Raw genomic sequence first — 16,297 nt, 5'->3', positions numbered from 1 at the left:
GCTTATGACTCCTGTTGACTGTGATGAGCGGCGATCAGACCGGCCAGAGTCAGGCTGGCGCCATCGGCCACGGCCACCTGAGTCTCGACCTGAGACAAGGCCTGCGAATAAAGTCCTGCCAGTCTGTCGTCGCCGACAATGGTAACGTGTTTGTCCTGCCAGTACGTGCGGGTTGCCGCGAGTTCGGCCCCCAGCAACAGGCCGGACAATCTCGATTTCAATTCGTGGCCGGGAACATCGTTGATCAGGTTCTCGGCTCGCAAGGCAAACAGCTGACTGGACAGGCTGGCGGGGTTGGCCAGGATGTCGCTGACGCCCCGGGTAAAGGAGTCGTCTGACCACTGAGAATCCTGCATGGAGTGACGCAGAACCGACTGGGTGGAGAGCAGGGCGAACATCTCGCCGCTCATGCAAGTCTGGAAGGAACTGATGCAGCCGCTTTCGACCCGTGCCCATTTGGTATGGGTACCAGGCAGACAGACCGTGCCATCAAAGGCAGGCGTCTGGTGCAGCAAGCCGGCAATCTGGGTCTCCTCACCGCGCATGACATCGGCCGGGGAGGCCTGCTTCACGCCGGGAAGAATGGCAACGCTGATTCTGTCATCGTGGGTGGCGACGCCATGTGCCGGGCTCCGGCTGTCGCGGCTCACGGGAGTGCTCAGATAGCCGGCATCGCTCCAGCCCTGACGGGCACCGACCATGCCGCAGCAGATCACCGGCAGCGTTCTGCCTGCGTCCAGCCAGGGTTCCAGCAAGGCAACGAGGGTCGGCTCGAACTCGTCTGGCTGCAATGTCCCCATGCCGGCACTGGAGCCGAGTGAGTGCAGAGGCGTGTCATCGGCACTCATGACCCATACCCGCAGATTGGACGTCCCCCAATCCACTCCGGCCCATGCGGGCGTTTGCTCTGCTGTTGTTTCCACAGTGTTTTCCATTGTTGCCGTTCGATTGTAAGGATGAATCCCGATTGCAAGCCAACAGCCTGCAACGCAAGAGCGGTCATGAGGTTCCCGGAACAGAGACAATCAGCCCGTGATCTGCCCGTTCATCAGCCGCCTGTTGAAAACTGTTCACAATATTGTGTGCAAAAATGTGTGCAATATGCCGTTTGCTCGTGTACATTCGAATCAGGTCCAAAACCGGAGCACTACATGGCACGCACTCAAGCCGGCATGACGCCCGCGCAAATGCGCGATCCGAACTACTTTCCCGGCATCGTCAAGGGCACCCCCCTGGGTATTCAGCATGTACTGGCAATGTTCGTCAGCAATGTCACTCCTGCCATTATAGTGGCTGGGGCGGCAGGCTTCGGATTTGGCTCGGCCGATATCTCCGACATGATCTACATGATTCAGATGTCAATGGTCTTTGCCGGGGTGGCGACACTGATCCAGACCATCGGCATGGGCCCCATGGGGGCGCGTCTGCCGGTGGTGCAGGGCACCAGTTTCGCATTCATCCCCATCATGATTCCCATTGCCGTGCAGTTCGGCATGGCGGCCTTGATGGGCGGCATCATCATCGGCGGCATCTTTCATTTCTTTCTGGGGACCGTCATCGGCCGCATCCGTCATTGGTTGCCTCCACTGGTTACCGGTCTGATCGTTCTGATGATCGGTCTGGCTCTGGTCAAGGTTGGTATTCAATACGCGGCTGGCGGGGTGCCGCTCATCGGCACGCCGGAATACGGTGGCCTGACTCACTGGGGACTGGCACTGCTGGTCATCTGCGTGACGCTGGGGCTGAAGTTCTTCACCCATGGCATGATGTCCGTGTCCGCGGTCTTGCTGGGTCTGCTGGCAGGGTATCTGGTTGCCATTCCCATGGGCATGGTCAATTTCGACAATGTCGCCAGAGCGACCTGGTTTTCAGCGCCGGATCCGTTTCACTTCGGGATCGAGTTCAATGCCGCCGCCATTATCGGCATGTGCCTCATGGGCGTCATATCGGCGATCGAAACCGTGGGTGATATCTCGGGTATCACCAAGGGTGGAGCCGGACGAGAAGCGACTGACAAGGAAATTTCCGGTGGTACGCTGGCTGATGGTTTTGGTACCGCATTGTCTGGTGTGTTCGGCGCACTTCCGAATACCTCGTTCAGCCAGAACGTAGGGCTGATCTCCATGACCGGGGTCATGAGTCGTCATGTCGTGACCATCGGTGGCCTGTTTCTGATTGTCTGTGGTCTGGTGCCCAAATTCGGCGCAGTCATTTCGAGCATGCCCATTGCCGTTCTCGGCGGTGGCGTCATCGTGATGTTCGGCATGGTCGCCTCCGCCGGTGTCAGCATGCTGTCGGATGTCGTCTGGGATCGTCGCAACATGGTGATCTTCGCCATCGCCCTGTCGGTCGGTCTGGGGCTGCAACTGGAACCGGACGCCTTGCAGCACCTGCCGGCTACGGTCAAGGTGCTGATGACCTCGGGACTGTTGCCGGCTGCCATCATCGCCATCGTGCTGAACATCGTTATTCCGCACGAGCCTGAAGAAGAGTCTCCGGACATGGATGTGGCATCACCCGCGTCCACGCTCAGCGGTGCCAGAGACTGACGCAATGCAAGCCCGTCTCCTGTTGGAGGCGGGCAGTCCGAACAGGCGGGATAGCGCAAGTGCCGCACAGCTGCAGCGCGGTCCTGTCGAATAGGCCTGTCACGGCCATTCTCGCTTGCCTGCCTGTCAATCTGCCGGGCCATTTGTCCGGCCATCTGTCGGAATGATGCTGAACAGCCAGTCCTTGAACAGCTTGACAGCATCCGACCGTCCGCGTGCCGAGCTCTGTCCTGTTTCCCTCACCATGGCTGTGCTCCTGCCATCACTGAATGTTGATGACGAACCGGCCTTGCCGCGAGAGTGCGCATGTTCCAGCACATGATAATTCCAGGAATCCTTCACCGTGACCTCGGAGAGCCGAACCAGCCGACCGGTGCGCAGATCGTCCTGCAGCATGGCCGGTGGGCACAGGGCCACACCCTGTCCGGAGAGCACGGCAGCGCGCAACAGGTTGAAGTCCTCGTAAATCGCGCCGGGTACTGATTGCTCACATCCTGCGGCTCTTCGGAACCAGGCTTGCCAGCCGAGTGTGTCCGAGTCATGCAGAAAACTGATGTCGCTGCTCGCTGCCAGCAGCTTTTGTGTGTCCAGCGTGGCCGCTACGGCCGGGCTGCACACCGGTACGCTGGCGCCCGGCATCAGATAATGGGCCTGGGTACCAGCGATATCCGGCTCTCCGTCGGCATACACGAAAGCAAAATCGACGTCGTCGATATCCAGTGCCTGACCGTGAAATGCATAGATGATGCGGATGGTGATATCCGGGTGTCGTTGCCTGAAATGCGACAACTGCGGAATCAGCCAGCAGACAGCCACGGACGGAATGGCAGCAATCACCAGATCTGCTGAACCGGTACCACGTGGCTGAACACGATCACAGGCGTGCCGAATCTGTGCCAGCGAATGCCGCAGCGTATCTGCCAGTTCTTCGGCGCGCTGCATTGCCTGAGGTCGACTGCCGCTACGATCGAACAAGGGGGTGTCGAACCATTGCTCCAGATGTCGAATCTGGTGGCTGACCGCTGACTGGGAAACGCACAACTCATCGGCCGCCGCCCGGAAGCTGCCATGTCGGACGACGGACTCGAATACACGCAGGGCGTTCAGGGGGAGCTGGGACATGACGCTCTGTCGACATGAGAAAAACTAAAGCTTGCATGAAAATCGATCGGTTGAACAGAGCGGCGTCGGAGTGCATTCTCGGACGATTGACAGACAAAGTGGGATCAGGAGACCAACGCCATGCAACGTGAACGATTTCAGGATTACACCGGTAACGGTGAGAAGGCCCAAGGCACGTTTTCCGCCGCTGAAATGCAGCAGCGTGCGCAGGCCATGCGCCAGCACATGGCTGAGCAGGCTATTGACGCCGTTCTGTTCAGTTCCTATCACAACATCAACTACTACGCCGACTTTCTGTACTGCCAGTTCGGGCGCCGATATGGCCTGGTGATGACCCATGATGAGTTGACCAGTATCAGTGCGGGTATCGATGGTGGGCAGCCCTGGCGACGCACCGCCGGCAAGAACCTCACCTATACGGACTGGAGTCGCGACAATTATCTGCAGGCAGTCAAACAGTTGCTGGGTCAGGTACGACGAGTTGGAATCGAGTTCGATCATGTCAACATCGATTTTCTGGCTGACCTGAAGAGCTTTTTCCCGCAGATCGACTTCGTGGATATTGCCGCCGCTGCCATGCGTCTGCGCATGATCAAGTCGGACGAGGAGATCGCCCATATCACTCGAATGACACGTATTGCCGACATCGGGGGTGCTGCCTGTGTCGAAGCTGCCACCGTCGGTACGCCGGAGCACGAAGTGGCCCTGCATGCCACGGCCACCATGGTGCGCGAGATTGCCAGTACGTGGCCGCAGGCAGAGCTGCTCGATACCTGGACCTGGTTCCAGTCGGGACTGAATACCGATGGCGCTCACAACCCGGTCACCAGTCGCAGGATCGAACGGGGTGACATCCTGTCGTTGAACTGTTTTCCGATGGTGGCAGGCTATTATGTTGCTCTGGAGCGCACCCTGTTTGCCGAGGAGGTGGACGAGGAATCGCGGCGCCTGTGGGAGATCAACTGTCGGGTGCATGACCGGGGAAAGCAGTTGCTGGTTCCGGGCAACCGCTGCTCGGACATCGCCCGAGAGCTCAATGAGCTCTACGCCAGCGAGGATCTCTTGCAGTACCGCTCCTTTGGTTATGGGCATTCCTTCGGCGTGTTATGTCATTACTACGGACGTGAAGCCGGGCTGGAGCTGCGGGAAGATTGCGATACGGTCCTGCAGCCGGGCATGGTGGTTTCCATGGAGCCGATGATCACCATCCCGAATCATCTGCCGGGGGCGGGGGGTTATCGTGAGCACGATATTCTGGTTCTGACCGAAGACGGGAATCGTAATATCACAGGGTTCGATTATGGACCCGAGCACTTGATTGTCGGCGGCAGCTGAATGGGGCAAATGGGGCAAGAGCCACAGGGAGACAAGCTGGCATGAAGTGAAGGGGGGGCATGGCTGGCATGATTCTTGTGTGACGATAATGTGGTATTACGACACGGCATTGGAATTCGTCTGACCCCGACCCCTGGAACGCCTGGCATGATTCCCATCATCGTTGATATCGAAGCTTCCGGATTCGGCAGTGCCAGCTATCCGATCGAAGTGGGTCTGGTGACTGTCGGTGGCCAGCGTCACAGCCTGTTGATCAAGCCTGCCAGTGACTGGACTCACTGGGAGGAATCGGCCGAAGCCGTGCATCGAATTTCACAGCAGACGCTGCGTCGGCATGGCAGGCCGGTTCGTGAAGTGGCTGAGACCTTGAACGAATTGCTGGCAGGCCAGTCTACCTATTCAGATGGATGGGTCGTCGACAAGCCCTGGATGACGACACTGTTCCAGTCAGCAGGACTTGCCATGCAGTTTCGACTGAGTCCCATCGAGCAACTGATGAGCGAGGCGCAAACCGAGCGATGGGATGCGGTCAAGCAACAGGTGCTCAGCGAGCACCGGGAAATGCGTCACCGGGCCAGTTATGATGCCTGGGTCATCCAGCAGACCTATCTTCGATCCTGCGATTCGAGCGACAGACAGGGTGTTGGCTAGCTACTCGGGATCGGCTTGCAGCTTGTGTTCGGGGCGCGTGCCGGTATTGTCGGATGCCAGTGCCGGATGGTGATGTGTATAGTTGCCTGTCCGAATACAATCATTGCGCGGGGGAGCAACCATTAAGACGAACAGGCAAGCAGGCAGTCTTGAACCGATCGAGACCGCGAGTATCGATGAGCTGCAAGGCATTCAACTCGAACGCATGCAGCAGAGTGTGCGTCATGCGTATACCCGGGTCGCCCCTTACCGTCTGAAGTGCGAGGCGCTTGGCGTCACACCGGATGATCTGCAGTCGCTGTCCGATATCGCGAAGTTTCCCTTTACCACCAAAGGCGATCTTCGCGATAACTATCCCTTCGGTCTGACGGCTGTGCCGATGGAGGATGTTGTCCGGATCCATGCATCCAGTGGCACCACAGGCAAGCCGACCGTCGTCACCTACACCCGTCAGGATATCGACCATTGGGCAGACCTGGTCGCGCGATGCATCCGCGCCAGCGGCGGTACCCGCAAGGACATGTTGCACGTGTCGTATGGCTACGGCCTGTTCACTGGCGGCCTGGGTGCTCACTACGGGGCCGAGCGCCTGGGTTGTGCCGTCATCCCCATGGGGGGCGGCCAGACGGCCAAACAGATTCAGCTCATCCAGGATTTCAAGCCGAGCATCATCATGATCACGCCTTCCTACATGCTCAATGTCATTGATGAAATGGAGCGACAGGGAATCGACCCGCGGGAGACCTCTTTGAAGGTCGGTATCTTCGGTGCCGAGCCCTGGACCAACAGCATGCGACAGGAGATCGAAAGCAGGCTGGGTATCGATGCGCTGGACATCTACGGGCTGTCCGAAGTGGGTGGGCCCGGCGTTGCCAATGAATACATCGAGAGCAAGAGCGGGCCAACCATCTGGGAGGATCACTACTACCCCGAAATCATCGATCCCGAGACCGGAAAGGTGCTGCCCGAAGGGGAGTACGGGGAACTCGTTATCACGACGCTGACCCGAGAGGCCTTGCCGATGATCCGTTATCGCACGCGTGATCTGACGCGTCTGCTGCCACCGGATTTTGGTCCGATGCGTCGCATGGACAAGATCACGGGGCGTTCGGATGACATGCTCATCATTCGCGGAGTCAACATGTTCCCCAGCCAGATCGAGGAAATACTGTTGGGTATCGATGGCCTGTCTCCCCATTATCAGCTGCTGGTGGAGCGTCAGGCCAGCATGGATACACTGTCGGTCTTTGTCGAGACGCGGGAGTTGCAGGATGCCACGACCATGGCCAGACTTCGCACCGAACTGGGGCGCAAGATCAAGTCTCTGGTCGGGTTGAGCAGCACGATCGAATTGTCCGGGCCTGGCACTATCGAGCGTTCCGAGGGCAAGGCCCGGCGCGTTGTCGACAAGCGCCCGGCCCTGAGTTGAAGACATGGGGGCTGGCCGGACTCAGTCAGTTCCCATGGTCTTCCAGATATCCATCCTGCTCCAGTTTTCCAGAAAGCGGTAGGGATAGGCGGGCAGGCCGGTGGCTGATGCGACAGTCAGTTGCGCCAGCTCTGTCTCGCTGAGTTGCAACTCTGCCGCTGCCAGATTGTCGCGTAACTGATCCAGAGTACGTACCCCCAGCAGGATGGATGCCACCCCTGGACGGGATGCCAGCCAGGCCAGTGCAATGTGTGCTGCCGGTCGCGCATGCTGCTCTGCAATGGTTTCGAGCACTGCCAGCACTTCCCAGGTCTTGTCGGTATTGCGCAGATCCCAGGCTTCGACACCCCGGTTCGGGTCGATCCCCAGACGGGTATTGCCGGTGGGTCTGGTATGCGCCTGATACTTGCCGGTCAGCCAGCCGCCAGCCAGTGGTGACCAGGGTGTCAGTGCAATGCCGGCACTCAGGCAGCAGGGCAGGACTTCAAGTTCGATTCCTCGTTCCAGCAGACTGTACTGGGGTTGCAGAGCGACCGGCATGGGCAGTCGGTATGCCTCGGCTGTTGACACGATTTTCTGCAGCTGCCAACCCGCCAGGTTCGACCACGCAATATGGTGAATCTTGCCTGCCGTGACCAGATCAGCCAGTGTCGCGAGGGTGTCGGCGACATCGGTGTCCTGGTCCCAGCCATGGATGAAGTAGAGGTCGATGGCATCGATCTGCAGACGTTCAAGACTGGCATTCACCGACCTGAGCAGACTGCGGCGAGAAGCGCCGTGGCTGCCGGCGGGTGGTGCGAATCGCCCCTTGGTTGCAATGACCAGATCGTCCAGGCCACCACGCTGTCGCCCCCATTTGCCGATGATCTGTTCCGACACACCATCGCTGTAGACGTCGGCGGTATCGATGAATGTGCCGCCGTGATCGACAAAGCAGTCCAGCTGACTGAAGGCATCCGCTTCATTGGTTTCCGCACCGAATGTCATGGCCCCCAGTGCGAAGTTCGATACGCGTGGTCCGCCGTGGCCGAGGGTATTGATGCCCAGAGGGGATGTGATGTCTGTTTTCATGATGAAGTCCTGCTGGATCGGCTTGATTTGCAATCAGGCTACAGGCTTAATGGGTAACGCGAAATGATATGAAATGAAAGGATATTTTCATGAATGAAAAGATAGTGCAGTGGTCGGACCTGCATCTGTTTCTGGCGGTGGCTCGCGAAGGTGGCCTGTCGCCGGCGGCCAGGGCAACCGGTAGCAGCGCTGCCACACTCGGCCGTCGAATGTTGCAGCTGGAGAGAGCCATGGGCCGCGAGCTGTTCATCCGACACGATCGTGGCTATGAGCTGACCGCAGATGCACGTGAACTGTTGCAGCAGTTGACCGACGTCGAAAGTCGTATCGGCACACTGACAGCCCGACCGGTTGATGCAAGGCAGCCACTGGTCAAGGTCTCTGCGGGCACCTGGACAACGTTGCTACTGTTGCGCAATCATGAAGCATTGAGCGGTAGCCCGCCGGATCTGAAACTGCGTTTTGTGCAGGCCGAAGACATTCTGAATATTCCTCGGCGTGAAGTCACCATCGGCTTCAGGAATCAGCGACCCACCGATGATCATCTGGCCACTCGCAAATTACAGCGTGTCGAGTTCGCACCGTATGCGGTAGCGGGAGCCCCGGAGCGCTGGATCCGGGTGATTGCCGACACACCCTCTGCCCGCTGGCTGAAAAGGATCGCCGGCAACGATGGCGTCTGTGAGGTCAACACCCCCCGAAACAGTCTTGATCTGGTCATGGTCGGCGTGGGGATTGCTCTGTTGCCCACATTCATCGGAGACAGTGAGGCAGAATTGCAACGCAAGGGTGGAACCATTGCGGAGTTGTCTCACGATCAGTGGATCGTCACCCATCAGGATGATCGGCACCTGCCGGAAGTGCGTCGCGCGATTGATCGATTGTGCAGCGTACTGGGGTGAGAGCCTTGAAAGACAGTCCGAGGCTTTTCATGAAATGATCTCTCCCTGCGTACTGTAGATCACCGGAAACCAGTCCTCACGGAGGCGGTCACCGGCCTGCATGGCATGACCCGGGAATGGCGGAGATGTCGGGCCCGGGCGTTCGACATAACGGGCATCATCGCCCAGCAAACGCAGTGAAAAGGCCCGGCGACGGGTACCGGCATGATTGCCGCGCGCACCATGGAGAGTGGAGAACGAAAAGGCCACGGCATCGCCCGGTTCCAGCGTCCATTCGCGAATGTCCATGCCTTCCTTGTCCGGGTCGGGGACCGGCAGGTAATCGTCGGAGTCCGGATAGAAATTGTCCTCGGCCAGCCAGCGAGTCGGCAGCACCGGCTTCTTCCACAGGTGGGAGCCGGCGACGCACCGCAGACTGGCATCACTGACGTGATCCAGCGGAGCCCAGAACGAGACATTCTGCTGACCTTCAACGAAATAGTAGGGGCTATCCTGGTGCCAGGGCGTGGGTTTGCTTGTTCCAGGTTCCTTGATCAGTACATGATCGTGAAACAGCTGTACCTGTCGCGAGTCCATCAGCGAGGCGGCAACCTCGGCCACCGCCGACTCGCGGATGACCCTCTCGAAGGGCGCAATGCGGTGCCAGTTGCAATAATCATCGAAGAACCGTCCCGACTCACCACTCTGCAGATTCTCGGCAGCATAGGGGCCGGGACTGTTCAGGTTCTCTTCGACACCCTGTCTGAGGGTATCGATGTAGCCGTCGAACAGACCGCGGATCAGGACGACACCATCGTTCTGGAAGGTATCGACATGATTCTGGGTGATGATGTCATGCATGACCGTGACTCCGTATGCTTCGAATGCTGATGTCCTGCGGTTGCTGAAGCGTCTGTCAGTCCAGAATGGCGGGCAGCTGCAGACCATTGTCCCGGGCACAGTCGAGAGCTTCGGGGTAGCCTGCGTCGGCGTGGCGCATGACGCCGGTGGCAGGGTCGTTCCACAATACACGTGCAATGCGCCGATCGGCCTCCTCGCTGCCATCACAGCAGATGACCATGCCTGAATGCTGGGAAAAGCCCATGCCGACGCCACCACCGTGATGCAGTGAGACCCAGGTGGCGCCGGAGGCCGTATTGAGCAGGGCATTCAACAGTGGCCAGTCGGACACGGCATCCGAACCATCCCGCATGGCTTCGGTTTCCCGGTTGGGAGAGGCCACCGAGCCGGAGTCCAGGTGATCACGACCGATGACGATCGGCGCTGACAACTCGCCGCTACGGACCATTTCGTTGAAGGCCAGTCCCAGTTTGTCACGGACACCCAGTCCGACCCAGCAGATGCGAGCCGGCAGGCCCTGGAAGGCAATGCGCTCGCGCGCCATGTCCAGCCAGTTGTGCAGATGATGATCGTCAGCCAGAATCTCCTTGACCTTGGCGTCGGTCTTGTAGATGTCCTCCGGGTCGCCTGACAGCGCAGCCCAGCGGAATGGCCCGATACCCCGGCAGAACAGAGGCCGAATGTAGGCGGGTACGAAACCGGGAAAGGCAAAGGCGTTTTCCAGTCCTTCCTCCAGTGCCACCTGTCGAATGTTGTTGCCGTAATCGAGTGTGGGAACGCCGGCATTCCAGAAGTCCACCATGGCCGCTACATGCACCTTCATGCTGGCGCGAGCGGCTTTTTCCACAGCCTTCGGGTCACTCTCCTGACGACTCTTCCATTCTGCCACGCTCCAGCTCTGCGGCAGGTAGCCGTGCAGAGGATCGTGAGCGCTGGTCTGGTCCGTGACCATGTCGGGGCGAACGCCGCGTCTGACGAGTTCGGGATAGACGTCGGCAGCGTTGCCGATCAGAGCGACAGACTTGGCCTTTCCTTCGCTGGTCCATTGCTTGATCATGGCCAGGGCTTCATCCAGATCGTGCGTTTTTTCGTCCACGTAGCGAGTGCGTTGTCGGAAATCGGCTCGCGTCTCGTCACATTCCACGGCCAGGCAACACGCGCCAGCCATGACGGCCGCAAGTGGTTGTGCGCCCCCCATGCCACCCAGACCGGCAGTCAGAATCCAGCGACCGGTGAGATCACCATCGTAGTGTTGCCGGCCGGCTTCCACGAAGGTCTCGTAGGTGCCTTGCACAATGCCCTGGCTGCCGATGTAGATCCAGGAGCCGGCGGTCATCTGGCCGTACATGGCAAGGCCCTTCTTGTCCAGTTCGTTGAAATGATCCCAGGTTGCCCAGTGTGGCACCAGGTTGGAATTGGCGATCAGTACCCGTGGAGCATCGGCGTGGGTACGGAAAACACCGACGGGTTTGCCGGATTGCACCAGCAGAGTCTGGTCGGATTCGAGTTCCTGCAGGCTTGCCACGATCTTGTCGAAGTCATCCCAGGTACGCGCCGCGCGCCCGATGCCGCCATACACCACCAGTTCATGCGGATTCTCGGCGACATCCGGATGAAGATTGTTCATCAGCATGCGTAGTGGCGCTTCGGTCAGCCAGCTCTTGCACGATAGCTCCTTACCCGTGGCGGGCATCACGGTACGCTGATTGTGTCGCGCATCGGGTCGAGGGGTGTTGTCTGATTCGGTGTTGGAGTCTGTCATGAGGGTGTCTTCCTTCAGGCATTGATGATGGGGGCCATGAACCGGTCCAGGCCGGCGACTTTGCACAGTTCGCCCTGTGTGACCAGTCTGGCAGCGGTGGCGATGTCGTCCGCCAGATAGCGGTCATTGTCGAGACTGGCAACACTGGCACGCAGCGTACTCAGTACGGCGCTCAGAACCGGACTGGTCGTCAGCGGGGTACGAAACTCGATGCCCTGAGCCGCGCACAGCAACTCTATTGCCAGTATGTTTCCCAGATTCTCGTTCATCCGCAACAGTCGTCGAGCACCGTGAGCTGCCATCGACACATGGTCTTCCTGATTGGCCGAGGTCGGGGTCGAGTCTGTCGAGCAGGGATTGGCCAGATGCTTGTTTTCACTCATCAGGGCCGCGGTGGTCACCTCGGCAATCATGTAGCCGGAGTTCAGGCCCGGTGAGGGGGTCAGAAAGGGTGGCAGATCGAATGAGAGGGTCGGGTCGACCATCAGTGCCACACGGCGCTGCGCAATGGCACCGATCTCGGCAATGCCTATGGCAATCTGATCGGCCGCGAAGGCAACGGGTTCTGCATGAAAGTTGCCACCGGAGACTATTTCGCCAGTGTCCACCAGCACCAGAGGATTGTCCGTGACGGCATTGGCTTCGGTTTCCAGGGTTCGGCCGGCAAACATCAGCAGGTCGATCGTTGCGCCGAGTACCTGAGGCTGGCAGCGAATGCAATAGGGGTCCTGTACTCGGGTATCACCTTCCCGGTGACTTTCACGTATTTCCGACCCTTCCAGCAACTGGCGCATGGCATCGGCAACGGCAATCTGCCCGGCATGACCTCGCAGCGAATGAATGGCAGGATTCAGCGGAGCAGTGGAGCCCATGATGGCATCGGTTGCCATGGCCGAGATCAGTGTGGAGTTGGCAACCAGTCGCCAGGTATTGAACAGCCCGGCCAGAGCGCAGGCCGTTGAAAACTGTGTGCCGTTGATCAGTCCCAGACCTTCCTTGGGCCCCAGTTCAACAGGTGTCAGTCCTGCCTTTTGCAGTGCTCGGGCTGCCGGCATGGTCTCGCCATCCAGAACCGCCTGGCCTTCACCGAACAGGGTGGCGGCGAAGTGTGCCAGTGGCGCAAGATCGCCGCTGGCGCCTACCGAGCCCTGCACGGGCACGACCGGGGTGACCCCCTTTGCCAGCATGCTCTCGATCAGGTCGACGGTCTGCAGTGATACCCCGGAGGCGCCGCGACCCAGCGACAACAGTTTCAGTGCCATCATCAACCGGGTTGTGGCCACGTCCAGTGCTTCACCGACACCGCAGCAGTGAGACAGCACCAGATTGCGTTGCAATGTGGCTGTGTCTTCTGGTTGGATCTTGATGCTGGCCAGCTTGCCAAAACCGGTGTTGACACCGTAGACGGCGACGTCACCGGCTGCCGCCTGCGCCACGAGTTCGGCTGCGGCCTGCATGGCAGGGCGCGCCTGTGGATCCAGTGCGGCGGCGTTTCCTGTTCTCCACAGTGTCTCCAGCGTGGCCAGAGATGTCGATCCCGGTACCAGAATCATGCTCATGATGAACTTGTCAGTCGTTGGTCAGTTGTGCCAATATGTCCATACATATTGAGATTGTCAAGTGGACACGGGCATATCGTCATGAAGATAATTCACGCGGCACAGGCACTGCTTCCGGATGGTTGGGCGGAGAACGTCAGCGTCAGCATCGATGATCAGGGGCGCATCGCCGCTGTGCACACCGCGACCACTGAAAGTGATGACCCGGCTCCGATTTCAAACAGCAGGGACACAAGCCATACAGCTAACTTGTTGCCGGCTGTCGCCAATCTGCACAGCCATGCCTTTCAGCGCGCCATGGCGGGATTGACCGAGAAACGTGGACCCAATCCGAACGATACGTTCTGGACCTGGCGAGAGTTGATGTTCCGCTTTCTGGATCGTCTGACGCCGGATGATGTCGAGGCCATCGCGGCCTTTGTGCAGATGGAAATGCTTGAAGCAGGCTATGCCTGCAATGTGGAATTTCACTATCTGCACCATCAACCCGGCGGTCATGAATATACCGACATGGCTGAACTGGCTTCCCGCGTGGCAGCAGCCTCGGCAAGCTCTGGCATGGGGTTGACCCTGTTGCCGGTACATTATCAGTACGGTGGCTGCGACCAGCGTACTCTGGGGCCGGGGCAATGTCGATTCGGGACGGACCTGGCTGCCTATGAAAGGCTCTGGACGGCCAGCCGCGAGGCCATCAGCCAGCTTCCGGCAGATACCCGCATCGGTGTGGCGCCACACAGTCTGCGGGCTGTCGGTCAGGATTCGCTGGCACCACTGCTGCAGATAGCCCCTGACGCACCATTCCACATGCATCTGGCAGAACAGATTGCCGAAGTCGATGAGGTACAGCAGGCCTGGGGAGCCCGCCCGGTGGAATGGCTGATGGATAATGCGGCGGTGAACGAGCGCTGGTGCCTGATCCACTGCACACAGATGCTGCCACATGAAACTGCAGCCCTGGCGCAAAGCGGCGCGGTGGCTGGCTTGTGTCCCATCACCGAATCCAGTCTGGGTGATGGCATTTTCGATGGCGTCAGCTATCTGTCGCAAAACGGTCGCATCGGCATCGGTTCGGATTCGAACATCCGCATCTCACTCAGCGAGGAACTGCGAACCCTCGATTACTCGCAGCGACTACGTGATCATTCACGTGCGGCACTGGCCACGGTGGAGAAATCGACTGCCAGACGCCTCTACGATGAGGTCCTGTCGGGTGGTGCGCAGGCCGCTGGTCGACAGGCAGGGCGGATAGAGGTCGGGCAATGGGCTGACCTGATGGCGCTGGACAGTCAGCATCCGGACTTGGAAGGGCTGGTCGGGGATGTTCTGCTGGATACCTTCGTGTTCGCCGGTGACGATCGCATGGTGACGGATGTCTGGTCAGCCGGACGACATCAGGTCAGCGATGGACAGCACATTGCGCGTGAGGCGATTGTGCGACGCTATCGAGAGGTCATGCAGAAGCTGCGCAGGCTCTGAGTTGCAGTTGCAGTTGCAGTGGTTGTTGTCGTTGCATCAGTGACGCAGTGCACCGATGCAGATAGAGCCAACAACCAGAGTCGCGACCGCAGCCGCGATCTGCAGCCGCGATCTGCAGCCGCGATCTGTAACTGCGATCTGTAACTGCGATCTGTAACTGCGATCTGTAACTGCGATCTGTAACTGCGTTCGTAATTGCGATCTGTAATTCGCTGCCCGTAGAGATTCAGGCTGCCGAACGGGCAGAATTTCGGGTCAATCTCTTCAGAGAAGTCATCTCGGTTCAATCTTCGGCGTCGGAAAACAGGCGCTGGTACAGCTTGTTGGTGCCGACCCGGTAGGATAGCTCAGCCGGATGCTCGACATCCCAGATCGCCAGATCGGCTCGCATGCCCTGACGAATGCGACCCGTGTCGCTCAAGCCAAGGGCAGAGGCAGCATGGCAAGTCACGCCCGCCAATGCCTCGGCAGGCGTCATGCGAAACAGTGTACAGGCCATGTTCATCATGAGCAGCAGGGAGGTTACCGGTGAAGTCCCGGGGTTGCAGTCTGTGGCCAGTGCCATGGCTACCCCGTGCTGCCGAAACGCTTCGATTGGCGGCTTGCGAGTCTCTCGCAGTGTATAGAACGCACCGGGCAACAGGACCGCCGTGGTACCTGATTCGGCCATCAGCCTGGCATCATCCTCATTGGCGTATTCCACGTGATCGGCAGACAGTGCACCATATCTGGCAGCCAGCGCCGTGCCGCCGATATGTGACAGCTGTTCTGCATGCAGCTTTACCGGCAGGCCCAGTCTGCCAGCCTCATCAAATACGCGTGCAATCTGTTCCGGGCTGAAGGCAATACCTTCGCAGAAACCGTCGACCGCATCCAGCAGTGACTCCGCATGCGCCAGACGCAAGGTGGGCAGGCAGACCTCATCGATATAGTCGTCTGCACGCCCCTTGTATTCCGGTGGTACGGAATGGGCACCCAGAAAGCTGGTGCGGATACGCACGGTACGCAGGGTTTCAATGAGGCGCGCAGCGCGCAGCATGTTCAGTTCAGTGGCTTCATCAAGTCCGTAACCAGACTTGATCTCTATGGTGGAGACGCCTTCGGCGAGCAAGGCATCCACACGCGGCAGGGCCGACTCGATCAAGGCGTCGATATCGGAGGCGCGCGTGGCACTCATGGTGGATACGATTCCACCACCTGCGCGGGCAACTTCTTCGTAGCTGGCGCCTTCGAGCCGCATTTCGAATTCTCGTGCCCGATGGCCACCATGAACAATATGCGTATGGCAGTCGATGAAGGCAGGGGTCACCAGTTTGCCACCCAGGTCCTGTCGTTCATGTCTGGCATATTCTTCGGGTAGCTCGATTTCCGGGCCAGCCCATTCGATCCTGCCCTTGTCGATGACGACGGCACCCTGTTCTATCAGCCCATACGGGCTGTCCGTGTCCAGGGTGGCAAGGGTGGTATTGGCAAGGCGCATGCTGTTTCCTGCTGTGGTGCAGATCGGTAGTGATCAATATGTTCATACATATTGACTTTGTCAAGTCGTACATGCCATCCTCAATGGCAGAGCAAAGTGACTCTGTTGCACGGTCATCCAA

Annotated in this window: 13 protein-coding genes; 6 read left to right on the top strand and 7 right to left on the bottom strand. The window is 59.0% G+C overall.

What is annotated here, in order from left to right; genetic code table 11:
* Positions 1 to 2: 2 nt before the first annotated feature.
* Positions 3 to 923, bottom strand: coding sequence for a 2-dehydro-3-deoxygalactonokinase (locus ACUNV4_RS16650; RefSeq protein ID WP_430879719.1), 921 nt, complete (start codon positions 921 to 923; stop codon positions 3 to 5).
* 228 nt (positions 924 to 1,151) lie between these two features.
* Between ACUNV4_RS16650 and ACUNV4_RS16645 the strand changes: the two genes are divergently transcribed.
* The gene (locus ACUNV4_RS16645; protein WP_430879718.1) at positions 1,152 to 2,549 is read left to right on the top strand and encodes a nucleobase:cation symporter-2 family protein; all 1,398 of its coding nucleotides are present in this window, start codon (positions 1,152 to 1,154) and stop codon (positions 2,547 to 2,549) included.
* 126 nt (positions 2,550 to 2,675) lie between these two features.
* Here ACUNV4_RS16645 and ACUNV4_RS16640 read toward each other — a convergent pair whose 3' ends face one another.
* Positions 2,676 to 3,671, bottom strand: a complete 996-nt coding sequence (locus tag ACUNV4_RS16640; RefSeq protein WP_430879717.1) for a LysR family transcriptional regulator — start codon at positions 3,669 to 3,671, stop codon at positions 2,676 to 2,678.
* A 120-nt stretch (positions 3,672 to 3,791) separates the two neighbouring features.
* Here ACUNV4_RS16640 and ACUNV4_RS16635 point away from each other — a divergent pair, with 120 nt between their 5' ends.
* The 3 genes from ACUNV4_RS16635 to paaK all read left to right on the top strand — a co-directional run bounded on the left by ACUNV4_RS16635 (position 3,792) and on the right by paaK (position 7,086).
* Complete coding sequence (locus ACUNV4_RS16635; RefSeq protein ID WP_430879716.1) at positions 3,792 to 5,006, top strand: aminopeptidase P family protein; 1,215 nt, start codon at positions 3,792 to 3,794, stop codon at positions 5,004 to 5,006.
* 147 nt (positions 5,007 to 5,153) lie between these two features.
* A complete protein-coding gene (locus ACUNV4_RS16630) occupies positions 5,154 to 5,657 on the top strand; it encodes a 3'-5' exonuclease (RefSeq protein WP_430879715.1) in 504 nt (167 codons plus the stop codon).
* An 82-nt stretch (positions 5,658 to 5,739) separates the two neighbouring features.
* A complete protein-coding gene (gene paaK / locus ACUNV4_RS16625) occupies positions 5,740 to 7,086 on the top strand; it encodes a phenylacetate--CoA ligase PaaK (RefSeq protein ID WP_430879714.1) in 1,347 nt (448 codons plus the stop codon).
* 21 nt (positions 7,087 to 7,107) lie between these two features.
* Here the strand turns inward: paaK and ACUNV4_RS16620 are convergent, their stop codons facing one another.
* Positions 7,108 to 8,157 (bottom strand): aldo/keto reductase, encoded by a 1,050-nt coding sequence (locus ACUNV4_RS16620; protein ID WP_430879713.1) that lies wholly within the window; start codon positions 8,155 to 8,157, stop codon positions 7,108 to 7,110.
* A gap of 89 nt (positions 8,158 to 8,246) precedes the next feature.
* Here ACUNV4_RS16620 and ACUNV4_RS16615 point away from each other — a divergent pair, with 89 nt between their 5' ends.
* Positions 8,247 to 9,059, top strand: a complete 813-nt coding sequence (locus ACUNV4_RS16615; RefSeq protein WP_430879712.1) for a LysR family transcriptional regulator — start codon at positions 8,247 to 8,249, stop codon at positions 9,057 to 9,059.
* A 27-nt stretch (positions 9,060 to 9,086) separates the two neighbouring features.
* On the opposite strand, the gene ACUNV4_RS16610 is transcribed toward ACUNV4_RS16615, so the two are convergent.
* The 3 genes from ACUNV4_RS16610 to hutH are packed head-to-tail and all read right to left on the bottom strand — an operon-like array spanning position 9,087 to position 13,220.
* Positions 9,087 to 9,899 (bottom strand): phytanoyl-CoA dioxygenase family protein, encoded by an 813-nt coding sequence (locus tag ACUNV4_RS16610; protein WP_430879711.1) that lies wholly within the window; start codon positions 9,897 to 9,899, stop codon positions 9,087 to 9,089.
* A gap of 55 nt (positions 9,900 to 9,954) precedes the next feature.
* On the bottom strand, positions 9,955 to 11,661 hold the full coding sequence (gene hutU / locus ACUNV4_RS16605; RefSeq protein ID WP_430879710.1) for a urocanate hydratase: 1,707 nt from the start codon (positions 11,659 to 11,661) through the stop codon (positions 9,955 to 9,957).
* A 14-nt stretch (positions 11,662 to 11,675) separates the two neighbouring features.
* Positions 11,676 to 13,220, bottom strand: a complete 1,545-nt coding sequence (gene hutH, locus ACUNV4_RS16600; protein ID WP_430879709.1) for a histidine ammonia-lyase — start codon at positions 13,218 to 13,220, stop codon at positions 11,676 to 11,678.
* Between the two features lie 81 nt (positions 13,221 to 13,301).
* On the opposite strand from hutH, the gene ACUNV4_RS16595 reads away from it, so the two are divergent.
* Positions 13,302 to 14,696, top strand: coding sequence for a formimidoylglutamate deiminase (locus ACUNV4_RS16595; RefSeq protein ID WP_430879708.1), 1,395 nt, complete (start codon positions 13,302 to 13,304; stop codon positions 14,694 to 14,696).
* Between the two features lie 283 nt (positions 14,697 to 14,979).
* Here ACUNV4_RS16595 and hutI read toward each other — a convergent pair whose 3' ends face one another.
* Entirely contained in the window at positions 14,980 to 16,176 is a 1,197-nt protein-coding gene (gene hutI, locus ACUNV4_RS16590; RefSeq protein WP_430879707.1) for an imidazolonepropionase, read from the bottom strand.
* Between the last annotated feature and the right edge of the window lie 121 nt (positions 16,177 to 16,297).

Source organism: Granulosicoccus sp. 3-233 (assembly GCF_052681095.1).
The sequence above is the reverse complement of the archived record's forward strand: the minus strand, read 5'-3'. Positions and strand labels throughout refer to the sequence as shown.